General features: G+C 35.3%; 10 protein-coding genes. 3 read left to right on the top strand and 7 right to left on the bottom strand.

All coding sequences use genetic code 11. The annotated features are described in order from the left end of the window. Position 1: 1 nt before the first annotated feature. Positions 2-1081 carry a LamG domain-containing protein gene (locus HND50_08100; protein ID NOG45178.1) on the bottom strand — a complete coding sequence of 360 codons (1080 nt, stop codon included), beginning with the start codon at positions 1079-1081 and terminating at the stop codon, positions 2-4. A gap of 156 nt (positions 1082-1237) precedes the next feature. Here HND50_08100 and HND50_08095 point away from each other — a divergent pair, with 156 nt between their 5' ends. Beyond that, positions 1238-2368 (top strand): DegT/DnrJ/EryC1/StrS family aminotransferase, encoded by a 1131-nt coding sequence (locus HND50_08095; GenBank protein ID NOG45177.1) that lies wholly within the window; start codon positions 1238-1240, stop codon positions 2366-2368. A 63-nt stretch (positions 2369-2431) separates the two neighbouring features. Here the strand turns inward: HND50_08095 and HND50_08090 are convergent, their stop codons facing one another. The 4 genes from HND50_08090 to recO all read right to left on the bottom strand — a co-directional run bounded on the left by HND50_08090 (position 2432) and on the right by recO (position 7272). Next, positions 2432-3922 carry a response regulator gene (locus tag HND50_08090; GenBank protein ID NOG45176.1) on the bottom strand — a complete coding sequence of 497 codons (1491 nt, stop codon included), beginning with the start codon at positions 3920-3922 and terminating at the stop codon, positions 2432-2434. 12 nt (positions 3923-3934) lie between these two features. Continuing rightward, positions 3935-5068 (bottom strand): hypothetical protein, encoded by a 1134-nt coding sequence (locus HND50_08085; protein ID NOG45175.1) that lies wholly within the window; start codon positions 5066-5068, stop codon positions 3935-3937. Between the two features lie 5 nt (positions 5069-5073). Continuing rightward, positions 5074-6357 (bottom strand): glycine--tRNA ligase, encoded by a 1284-nt coding sequence (locus tag HND50_08080; protein ID NOG45174.1) that lies wholly within the window; start codon positions 6355-6357, stop codon positions 5074-5076. 165 nt (positions 6358-6522) lie between these two features. After that, on the bottom strand, positions 6523-7272 hold the full coding sequence (gene recO / locus HND50_08075) for a DNA repair protein RecO (GenBank protein NOG45173.1): 750 nt from the start codon (positions 7270-7272) through the stop codon (positions 6523-6525). 90 nt (positions 7273-7362) lie between these two features. On the opposite strand from recO, the gene HND50_08070 reads away from it, so the two are divergent. Then, positions 7363-10068, top strand: coding sequence for a carbohydrate binding family 9 domain-containing protein (locus HND50_08070; protein ID NOG45172.1), 2706 nt, complete (start codon positions 7363-7365; stop codon positions 10066-10068). Positions 10069-10093: 25 nt separating this feature from the next. Here HND50_08070 and HND50_08065 read toward each other — a convergent pair whose 3' ends face one another. Both HND50_08065 and HND50_08060 read right to left on the bottom strand, forming a co-directional pair. Further along, positions 10094-10582, bottom strand: a complete 489-nt coding sequence (locus HND50_08065; GenBank protein NOG45171.1) for an STAS domain-containing protein — start codon at positions 10580-10582, stop codon at positions 10094-10096. 4 nt (positions 10583-10586) lie between these two features. Continuing rightward, entirely contained in the window at positions 10587-11744 is a 1158-nt protein-coding gene (locus HND50_08060) for a fused response regulator/phosphatase (GenBank protein NOG45170.1), read from the bottom strand. A 208-nt stretch (positions 11745-11952) separates the two neighbouring features. On the opposite strand from HND50_08060, the gene HND50_08055 reads away from it, so the two are divergent. Continuing rightward, on the top strand, positions 11953-12372 hold the full coding sequence (locus HND50_08055) for a hypothetical protein (GenBank protein ID NOG45169.1): 420 nt from the start codon (positions 11953-11955) through the stop codon (positions 12370-12372). Positions 12373-12520 lie beyond the last annotated feature (148 nt).

Genomic DNA, 12520 nt, shown 5'->3' with positions numbered 1-12520 from the left:
GTTAATTATTTGAATTTAATAATTTATCAATCATGTTTTGAGATAGTGTTGTATTAAAAATATACAATTCGTCAATTTTACCATGGAAATAGTTAGTATTACCTACAGTGATGGTGCCATCACCTCTGCCTATTGAAGCAGGGTTGTTATTATAAACCAGCGATGTTGAATCACTTAATCCGGTAGATTCTATAAGTTCTGCTTTATTGCCGTCGATATAAATATCCATATCGTCAGGGCTTCGCATAATACCAACTACATGGATCCACTCATTGGTTTTTAATACTTCATCTTTTGTATAATACCCTCTTCTGCTGTAAGGTCCTGCTGGGCCACCATTCCCAAACATTAGTGAAACTCGTTTGGTGGATAAAGCATAAAACCAAATTCCAAAATATTCCCCGTCGTCAAAATTATTGGTAAAAATTGGATTATGATCTTCAAACGATTTAATATTTATCCAGGTGGAAACAGCTATTGGGAATTGAGGTTTTAAAATAGGATTGTTGCCTATATCGATATAGTCGTCAAAGCCATCAAACGCGTATGCACTATTTGGTTTTCCTAAACGGTCTTCCGTCAATATTGCACCAATCACTTCACCATGATTTTCGTTTCCACTTTTGTCAGATGCGCTGCTGTTAAAAGGATAATATGCTACCGGCCTGGTTGGCCAATCTCCCCAGGTAACAATAATTTTCAGATTTCCTGTTGTTGTATCTAGGTGCAAATGGACTGTAGTCACTTCACCCGGATTAATATTTACTTTGGTTGATCCCTGGTAAATAATATTTCCATCTTCATCAACAGCATGGACAGACAGCTCCCATTCACCATGAACAATATTTTCAACTTCTGCAACGGCTTGGTTATCTGTAATTATAAATTCAAACGAAATAGATTCAAACCCATCACGCTCAAGCAGACCCTTTAGTCCAGAAACTTTTGTCGGAGCAAGCGTCATATCAATAGATAGGGAGACATCACCAGGTTTTTGTGAATCATTGTTTAGTGGACTGTTGTTTTCACAGGACCAAGCGATAATAAGCATGAAAGAAAGAACTATTCTTAAACGTATCATAATAAACCTTTCAGTGGTAGACACCTATCCAAATATAAATAACATAATTGTAAATGCAATAGCTAATTCCAAAATATAAATAAATCATGGAATATTGTTTGACTGGGTTTTAAATTAGGCTACTTTTAAATAGAAAATGAATGGAGTTTGTGTTTTATGAAAACAACTATTAATAATGTTCCATTGTTAGACCTGAAAGCGCAATACGATACTTTGAGGAAGGAAATTGAACCTGCAGTTAAAGAGGTTATGGAGTCACAATATTTTATTGGCGGACCCCGTTTAAAAGAGTTCGAAAATAATATTGCAGAATATTGTCAGTCAAAATTTGCGCTGGGTGTTTCTTCAGGAACAGATGCATTGCTTTTAGCTTTGATGGCGTTGGATATTGAACCCGGTGATGAAGTTATTGTCCCGGTTTATTCATTTTTTGCAACAGCCGGATGTGTCTCAAGGATTGGGGCAAAACCAGTATTTGTGGATATTGATCCGGAAACATATAACATCGATCCGCAAAAACTTGAGAGTGCAATAACACCAAAAACCAAAGTAATTATTCCGGTCCATTTGTATGGCCAGCTGGCAAATATGAACGCTATTATGGATATTGCCCGTAAAAACAATCTTTATGTTATTGAAGATGCTGCCCAGGCAATTGGATCTGAAAATGATAAAGGTGAGCGCGCTGGTACTTTTGGAGATATTGGCTGTTTTTCTTTTTTCCCAAGTAAAAATTTGGGCGGATTTGGAGATGGTGGACTTGTAACAACTAAGGATGAAGAATTGTTTAAGAAAATGGATTACCTGAAAAACCATGGGGCGTATCCAAAATATTATCATAAACTTATCGGTGGTAATTTTAGACTGGATTCATTGCAAGCGGTCGTTTTAGATATAAAATTAAAATATCTTGATAGCTGGACAGCCGGGAGACAAGAAAATGCAGAATATTACATTCAGGAAATAGAAAACAGAGGACTTACTAAGTATATAACCACACCTTTTTCTGTCGATGGTTATAGACATATCTACAATCAGTTTATTCTAAAATGTGAAAACCGTGATGGCTTAATAAAGCATTTACGGGAATTGAATGTGGGATGTGAAATCTACTATCCGGTAACTTTTAATAACCAGGAATGTTTCACATATCTCGGATATGAAAAAGGAACTTTTCCTGTGGCTGAGAATGCAGCAGATTCTACAATTGCAATTCCGGTTTATCCTGAACTGACGGATGAACAAAAGAATTACATCTTAGACGGAATAGAAGAATTTTATAAGTAAATTATTAAAACTAAAAAAGGGTGCTGATTAATTTCATGGCGCCCTTTTTTTAGAAGATATTGCTTAGTTTTCTGAAAAAATCTTATCAAATATTTCAGAAAATGTTTTTACATCGTAAGGTTTTTGTAAATATTCTGCAGCGCCCATTTGTAACATATCAGATCTTTTATTCGCCTCACCAACTCCAGAAGTAATTATTACAGGTACATTTTTGCTGATTTTTCTTATTTCGTGATAACAATTAACGCCGTTCATTTTAGGCATGATTAGATCGATAATTACTAAATCGATTTTATTCTTTTCTTTTTTGAAACGAGTAATAGCATTTAGAGCACTACTTTCACAAATAGTTTTATAGCCGATATATGAAAGCATGTCTTTGGCCATTTCGCGTATTACCCTTTCATCATCAACTATTAGGATAGTTTTGTTCTTTTTGTTTGTAGATATATCGTCAACTTTTTCATTTTTTGTTTCTTTCGAATGGCTTTCCGGAAAATACAGATCAAACCGGGTTCCTTTGTTTTCATCAGAAAACACTTTTATATCACCCTGTAAATTTTTTATTATTCCATAAATTGTTGAAAGTCCGAGCCCGGTTCCTTTCCCCGGTTCTTTTGTTGTGAAAAATGGGTCAAATATTTTTTCGATATTTTCTCTGGAAATACCTTTGCCATTATCTTCAACCGACAGCATAACATATTGGCCAGCCGACAGCCCATTTCCATTACGGATATCGATAGTAACAGGTTTTGCTGAAAAGGTAATTGTTCCGGATCCTTCTAAAGCATCGCGCGCATTAATTGCTAAATTCATAATAATTTGTTGTATTCGCGTAGGATCAATTTTTATTAGAGGCAGGTTGATGGGTAATTTATTTTTAACAATTATTTCTTTTCCAAATAACTTACTCATTATTTCAAGGGTTTCAGAAACAGCTCTGTTTAAGTTCAGTGAAACATCATCATCAATGTGGTCGTGCCTGGCAAAACTTAATAGTTGCTTAACTATGTTGCCGGCTCTTTGAGCTGATTTGTGAATTGCATCAGCGCGCGAGAAGTTTGCAGAACCATCTTCAATTGTCATTTTAATTAGTTCAGCATTTGGCAATATGCCGGAAAGTAGATTGTTAAACTCATGGGCAATCCCACTAGCCAGCATACCAATACTTTCCATTTTTTGCGCTTGCAATAACTGATTATGCATTTCCTTTAATGCCGACATGTCTTTAAACAATAAAGCCATCCCAACAATTGAATCATCAATATCTTTTATAGAATTTACAGTAAGGATAACGGGGAATTTTTTGTTTTCATAGTCGTAAAGATCACATTCAATATCTTTTAACCCTTTACTTTTTTCAATTTCTCTTTTAATAGATTGGGTTAATGCCTTATTTCTAATTACATCTGTAAAAATATTAATGGAAGAATCATCAGAAATTTTTAACAACTTCTTAGCACTCTGGTTGGCGTAAATAAGATCACCATCTATTCGTATAGAACAGAAACCGTCATTTAAATCTTCTATTAAATCAGATAAGCGAGTTTCCATAAAAACAATCCGTTATTTTTCTTTACGCTTTATTAAGAAACCGATATGTGTAAACCATTTTCGCTGTGTATAAACAATGGCATAAATAATCACGGCAAATAGAAATAGAAACATCAGAATAATGTTAAATCGGGTTAAATAGTCCAGTTCACCAAAGAACAGTGATGGTATGCAGATTATTAGAAAAAGGAACACAGATCCAACCAGCAACCTTTGCTTGCCAAGTTTGGTTAGAACAGTTCGCCAAAAAGAGTTAATCGGTTTTGAGACAAAGCCTTTTAATAAATCATAGTTTTGAATGTACTTTTCGTTTTTTTCGCTTTCCGGGCTTGATAGATATTGAAGACGGATAATCCAAATTGAAATATAACCAATGTTTATTACGGCATTAAAATATTGTGCCTCAATGTAATTTTCATACAGATGCATATGATTATATAACTGGTAAATTTCATTAACTATCATCAAAGTATGGATTGCAATAAGAGAGGCTAAATATTCTGAGAGAATATATTGCCCTTGGTTATAAATAAACCATATAAATAATAACAACGAAAAATTTACAAGGTAAACATAGTATGACCCAAGTTGTACTGATGAGTATAAATCCCAATATGTTTTTTGATCCTTTTCAAGAGAATAATCCAAAGTTGTATAATCAAAAAATATATCAAGGTTGGCGTATGTTAAAAGAATAATGGTAGCTGTGATCAAGAATGCATAAAGAAGGTGTGTAAAAGTTTCATCAGCTTTGGGTGATATTGAATAAAAAAATAAATACGAAGTTATAAGTAACATCAATGTTGTAGTGATAACAATCTGAAGATTGTATGGGAGGAAAGTCCCAAATAACAGAACAATCGGATTAACCGCCAGATAGAAAAAAATTACAATGAACAACATTACTAACGGGCGGTTTGCAATGGAGTATTTGAGTGAAAAAAGACTAAGAATAAAAATGAGAATATAGCTGCTGATATTTACGTACTGAATTGTACCAATATCCACATGCGAAACAAAAAATAATAAACCTGTAAATATTATTTGGAAAATAATTTGAGCCAAAAGAACTTTGCTCAATATTTTTACAAACAAGTTATTATATTTCTCAGATTTCTTATTTGCCAAAGCTGAATACCCCGCCATTTTCCTTATAAACCTAACTGTTCAGCCAGATATTTTTTTACCTGTCCGGCAGCCACAGTTATTTGTTGCATACTATCCCTGTGACGAATTGTAACGGAATTTTTTTCAAGCGTATCATTATCAATTGTTATACAAAATGGTGTCCCTGCTTCGTCTTGTCTTCTGTAGCGACGGCCGATAGCACCGCTTTCATCATAAAAAACGCGATATTCGCCTCTCAAATCATCTACAATCTTTTTAGCAATTTCCGGCATACCATCCTTTTTTACCAAAGGAAAAACAGCTGCTTTAATCGGTGCAACTGCAGGTGCAAATCTTAATACAGTACGTTCTTCTTCCTCAACATAAGCATCGATCAAAGTAGTCAAAACGGTTCTGTCACACCCGATAGATGTTTCGATAACATAAGGAATATATTTTTCTTTTACCTGGTCATCAAAGTAACTCATATTTTTGCTGGAAAACTCAGCATGTTTGCCTAAATCAAAATCAGTACGGTTATGAATACCCTCAATTTCCTGCCAGCCAAAAGGAAATTCATATTCTATATCAAAAGCCTTTTTTGCGTAATGAGCGAGTTCATTGGGACCATGTTCATGGTAACGAAGTTTGTCCTTATTGAGACCGATGCGTTTGTACCATTCCAACCGTTTTTCCATCCAGTATTCAAACCACTTTTCATCGTCACCGGGTTTTACAAAAAATTGCATTTCCATTTGTTCAAATTCACGTGTCCTGAAAGTAAAGTTTCCGGGAGTAATCTCATTTCGAAAAGCCTTACCAATCTGGGCTATTCCAAATGGCAATCTCTGGCGTGATGCTTCACGAATATTGTGAAAGTTTGTAAATATACCTTGTGCAGTTTCGGGGCGAAGATAAACAATACTTGCTGAGTCTTCCAGCGGGCCCATAAATGTTTTAAACATCAGGTTAAAAGAACGGGCATCTGTGAAAGTATCCCTGTTTCCGCAAACCGGACATGGTTTTGTTGTGTCAATTTTATCTTCACGAAAGCGTGATTTACAATTTTTACAATCAACAAGCGGATCGGTAAAACCGTCAACATGGCCTGATGCTTCCCAAACACGTGGGTGCATTAAAATACTGGCATCAACGCCTTCAATATCATCACGCTCGTAGACCATGCTTTTCCACCATAAATCTTTTACATTTTTTTTAAGTTCAATGCCAAGCGGACCGTAATCATAACAAGAGTTAATCCCGCCATAAATTTCACTACTTTGAAAAATAAAGCCTTTTCTTTTCGCCAGCGAAACAATTTTATCCATTACCTTATTCGAAGATGGCTTTGCCACACTTTTCCTCCCAAAAAATCAAAATGATTGTAAATTAATCTGCCCTATATTTAAAAGGGCACCGAATTTACTAAATTTCAATTGCGATAACCAAACAAATCCACTTAGATCAGGATATTGGTATTGCTGTATTAATATTTACGATAATAATTGGAGAGCTTCGATATGAATATTTTTTTCAAAATGAAAATTAATATAACTAATCAGCCGTTGGATTAAGATCATCGTATCGAAGCGGGTAAACTCCCACTTTCCTAATCGGCGATGATTTAAATTTTGTAAGTTTTTTAAGAAAAAGAATTGTTCTTTTTGAAGTTGAATTGGGTTGGGGTAAGAGGTAGGACAATTCCGGCAAAATATCTTTCCGTTTCCCAAAGATAGAAATACTTTATCAGCACATTTTGAAAGATCACCAGCGCTGCAATCTTGCAAAGATGGCTTAAAACCCATGTACGAAGAAAGTTTAAGTAAAAAATAAATAAGCACATTTGCTGGAGACTTTGTGTTTTCAAGCGCATGCAACATTTCAACAATAAAATCAAAGAAAACCTCGTCCGGAGAGCCGTCTTCTAAAACCTGGTTAATTAACTCCAGAATAGCTAAGCCATAAGGAAGCCTATTTAACTCCATTCGGATAGTATTAAAGGAATTGAAATGCTCAACCTCTTTAAGGATTTGCAAAGACCGGCTCTCTTTAGACAAGATAATAAACTCACTTAGTTGCAGCGATTCCAGTTTTCCGGCAAAGGCACTGTTGTTTTTATATGCACCCCTTGCAATAACTTTTATTTTTCCAAGTTGAGCAGAATAAAGAGTTACAATTTTGCTGGATTCTTTCCATCGGATTGAGCTTAAAACCAAGGCTTTTGTTTTTACTGTATTGCTCATAATTTTTTTTGGCTAACTTTTTTCAAAAAAATGCGTCAAGAAGAAGACTAACCGAATATACACCATATTAAATATCATTAAAGAGGTTTTATGAAACTTGATACTATTTTTTTTATTCTCCTGGTTTTCTTTTTTTCAACAATACTTTTTGCTGACCCCAATGATGGCCCTCCAGAAAAAATTACTGCCATTCGGGTAACTGAAGAAATAACAATTGATGGACTGCTTATTGAATCAGTCTGGAATGAAAATAAAGGTATCTCATACTTTAAGCAAAGAGATCCAAAAGAAGGAGCAGACCCAAGCCAAAAGACGGTAGTTTATATCGCCTATAATGATGAAAACTTATATGTTGCGGCCCGGTTGTTTGATTCAGAGCCAGATTCAATTATGGCAAGGTTAGGCAGAAAAGATCAAAGCATGGATACTGACTTGTTTGGATTTTATGTAGATCCATATTATGACAAAAGAAGTGGCTTTTATTTTGGTTTAAGTGCAGCAGGTACATATTACGATGGTGTATTATATAATGACGATTGGGATGATGATTCCTGGGATGGAGTCTGGGTTGGAAAAACAACAATCGATGAAAATGGTTGGAATGTAGAGATGAGAATTCCGTTTTCACAGCTTAGGTTTAAAGAAGAAACAAATATTGTGTGGGGCATTAATTTTATACGTGAAATTAGCCGGAATCAGGAAGAAGTTTTTCTTTCATACAAACCCAAAGATGAAAGCGGTTTTGTTTCAAGATTTGTTGATCTGGTTGGATTGGAGGGTTTAAAACCATCAAATAACTTTCAAATTTTGCCATATGTTCGAGTAAAATCCGAGCATATCCAAACAGAGAAAGGAAACCCGTTCAACGATGGCTCACGTCAGCAATATGGTGTGGGGGCCGATTTTAAATATGGTATTACCAGTAATATAACTTTAGATGGAACAATTAATCCTGATTTTGGACAGGTTGAAGTAGATCCCGCTGTGATTAACCTTAGTGATTTTGAAACATTCTTTTCTGAGCGCCGCCCGTTTTTTATTGAAGGAGCATCAATTTTTAGGTTTGGCAGAGGTGGTTCAAACAGCAACTGGGGATTTAACTGGGGAGACCCCAATTTTTTTTACAGCCGGCGAATTGGAAAAGCACCTACAGGACCAAATCCGGAATCGGCAGAGTTTATAGACAGGCCTGATGGTTCGCGAATTTTAGGTGCTGGAAAAATATCCGGAAAGCTTGGCAATGGATGGAATTTGGGATTTGTTACAGCTGTTACAGATCGTGAGTATGCAGACTTTGAGCATATTGGCCGAACAGATTCTCTTACAAATGAGTTTACTCGCGGAAAACAGGACGAGTTTGAGGTTGAGCCACTGAGCTCTTACAATGTTTTACGGGTTCAAAAAGAATTTGATGAAGGCCGCCATGCTTTAGGGCTTATTTCTACAGCAACAATCAGAAATTTTAAAAACAACAGCTTGCGTGACTATGTAAATAGTGAAGCCTATTCTTTTGGATTAGATGGCTGGACTTTTCTTGATGATGACAAAATGTGGGTTGTTAATGGATGGACCGGTTTTTCAAGTGTTCATGGTAATAAAACTAAAATTACTAATTTACAACGGAGCTCACGTCACAGGTACCACAGGCCTGATTTTGATTATGCATCACTCGATTCGAATGCAACATCGCTAAATGGGTTTGCAGGACGCGTGGCCATAAATAAGCAAAAAGGTAACTGGCGATTTAATTCAGCACTTGGTATTATTGATCCGGGTTTTGATGTGAACGATCTTGGGTTTATGTGGCGCACAAATGTAATTAATGCACATATGGCCGGTGGGTATCGTTGGACAAAACCAACGGAATATTTTCGGTATCTTTCAGTTTTGGGTTCTCTTTTTGGTTCGAAAGATTTTGATGGAAACACAACCTGGGCCGGAATTTGGTCAGATGTATATATCCGCTTTTTGAATTATTATGAGCTTGACATGGGCTTTGCTGTAAATCCGGAAACAACAAATATTGACCGGACACGCGGTGGTCCTTTAACGAAAAATAAAGCAGGATTTGAGTTTTTTGCTTCGGCTGAGTCCGATAATCGCAAAGACATTGTTTTTGAAGTAGATGGCTTTACATATTTAAGTGAATCAGGTTCTAAGGACTATAGTGCCGGGTTGGAAATTGAGTGGAAACCATCCGATAATGTTGCCTTATCTGTTTATCCAAATTTTAGTTGGGATTTTCCGGTTGCGCAATGGGTACCCGGTGCAAATGGCGATAATGAAGATATAACAGCTACAGAAACCTATGGAAAGCGATATATTTTTGCTGAGATGCACCGCAAAACATTTTCATCCAGTTTTAGATTAAACTGGACTTTTTCTCCAGAGCTTAGTTTGCAAGTTTATGTTCAGCCGCTTATATCCAGTGGGGATTATTTTAATTTTAAATATCTTGCACGCAGTAATAGCTATGATTTTAATACTTTTGGTAGTGGAAATTCTACAATCTCTTATGATGGCCAAACCTATACTGCAGATGTTGATGGTGTTGGGCAAGCACCAAGTTTGAGCTGGGATAATCCAGATTTCACATTTACTTCATTAAGAGGAAATGCTGTAATGCGTTGGGAGTATCAGCCAGGCTCAACACTATTTCTGGCCTGGACACAAAACCGATCAGACTTTGAAAATAATGGCCGTATACGTTTTTCAAAACCTTTTCCGGATCGGTTTTTAAACAGAGAACCGGATAATATATTTTTAGCTAAATTCACTTATTGGCTTGGATTTTAGATAATGATATTACTTGAGTTGGGTATTATTTTTTCTTTTTGAGGATTGCATCAATAACCGGTATAAACTTTTCTTTGTTATAAGAACTCATTTCAGAAAGTGTTTTATGAGATTCCAAAACCAAGTCTTTTGAATCCCTTAAATTGGTCCCGAGTTGTGATGTATCTTTGAAGTGCAGGTCTTCAACAAGAGGTTTATTGGTTATTTCAAACAAAGTATTAAAACTCATTGAATTGAGTATCGTTTGTATGTCTTTATTTGGCGCATTTAGCCTTGGTTTTTGATCGGATTTGTTTTTTAGGCCAGCTGCAACCATTCCAATAATACCAAGGTTTGTACTATCGAGATACTCTGTTTCGGACAGATCAATTATAAAAGTGTTTGTTTTATCATTCTTTAATTCCTGCTTTACAATACTGTCAAATCCCTGGCTTAAATTATATCTTAACTCACCGATCAGTTTAAGATAACACACATTGGATTTTTGAGCGAACAGTATCTTTCCGGCACACATTTTATCAGCCCTTTTCAATAGTTAAAACTGTTATATCATCTGGCAAACCTGCCGAATTATCTTTAAGCCCGGATATGAAGTTTTGAAATGTTTCTCTGTCCGACATGCATAACTCATTCAATAGATTAATTTTTTCATCAAGCGAATCTTGTGGTAATATGTCCAAAATTCCATCGGAAAAGAATGCTAAAAAAAAGTTTTCTTCTAGCTGAACGGAAATATTTTCAAAAGCGATGTCCGGCATTATTCCTATGGGTGTATTTTTTGATTCTAAAATAATGCACTTTTCATTTTGCCTTAATACCGGGAACGGATAATGTCCACCATTACAATAGATCAGTTTATTATCATTGTGATCGATTAATCCAAAAAATAAAGTGCTAAATTTATCCAGATGCTCATTTAAAAAATCTTGATTGAGTGTTTGTAATAATTTTCCCGGATCTAAAACTGTCTGGTTATTGCTTTGCTTATAATCATCAATGCATTTGTTCATAAAGCTTTTTAGAAAAACGGTAACAAGAGCAGACGATACACCATGTCCGGAAACATCTGCAATGTAAAACGCAGTGTATTTATCATTTATTGCAAAATAGTCTAAAAAGTCACCACTTAAATATAGGGAAGGTAATATTAAACTATTGAACTGATATCCGTTAAAAGTGACTGTGCTGTCAGGCAGTAATTTAATTTGAATATCCTGGCCCGATTTTAAATCATTCTGCAACTTATTAATTGCATCCTCAAGAAGTCCCTGGTATTCAAGATTTTGCTTTTTCAGGTTCGACTTTTCCAAAACCTGGTTAACACGGTGCAACATTATGTTGTAAGTTTGCATAGGCTTTAAAATAAAATCCCAGGCACCGAAACGCAGCGATTCAACAACGTCATCAATCGAATCAGTGGCTGAAATAACGATTACAGGTGTAGTTGGAGATATTTTTGTAATATGATGTAAAACATCAAACCCAGTTATCCCGGGCATTCTAAGATCAAGTAAAACAAGATCCGGGGATTCTGCCTCAAAGATTTCTATACCACGTGTTCCGTTAGCGGCCTCAATAACATTGAAGTTATTTTCTTCCAAAACCATTTTAAAAAGTGCACGTGTATCATGATCGTCATCAATTGTTAAAATTAATTTCTTTTCAATTTTTTCCATTGATCAATCCTTATGGGTAAACCGTTAATATTTTGGGTTCATGTTTACTATTTCGACCAAGTTATTAAAAGGTTATACAAAAAAGGGTTTTTTAGTTGTCATGCATAAATTGAATTTTTAGGTAACCGAAAACATTTTGAAATTATTAACATAGAAACAGCGTTAAAAACCAATAATAATTAAGACAAATTTCTGGAGTTAAAAACATATGGCCGAAAAAACAATCAAATATAAAAATGAAGAAATCACCGTTTTATGGAAGCCCGGGCTCTGCATTCATTCAGCAAAATGTGTGGGTGGGTTACCAAGCGTTTTTGATGTAAAGAGAAAACCGTGGATTGATGTTAATGCTGCAACTGCAGAGAATATAATGAAGACTATAAATACATGTCCATCACAGGCATTGTCTTACCTTAAAACTAAAGGCGATGAGGAAGAAGACGGTAAACTTTTAGAAGTAAATATGATGAAGAACGGACCTTTGTTATTAAGCGGGTCTTTTTGCGTAAAAGATGCTGATGGAAACATTATTAAAGAGGGTGATAAAGCGGCATTATGTCGCTGCGGTGCATCTGCAAACAAACCCTTTTGCGATGGTCAACATAAACAGATTGGATTTAAGGGATAGCAATATTTTCAAACTTACAAGTTAAATAGTTTTAGCGGTCTTAGAGGCATAATAAAAAAATTCTTGGTTTTGTTGAATAATTATTTTTTTGCTTTTTATATTTTGTATATTAGCTCAAAATATAACGGGTTTATTATATACTCATGTG

The organism is Calditrichota bacterium (assembly GCA_013112635.1).
Classification (GTDB): Bacteria; Calditrichota; Calditrichia; order Calditrichales; family J004; genus JABFGF01.
Note: the sequence above shows the minus strand (reverse complement) of the source record. Positions and strands in the feature narration are given on the sequence as shown.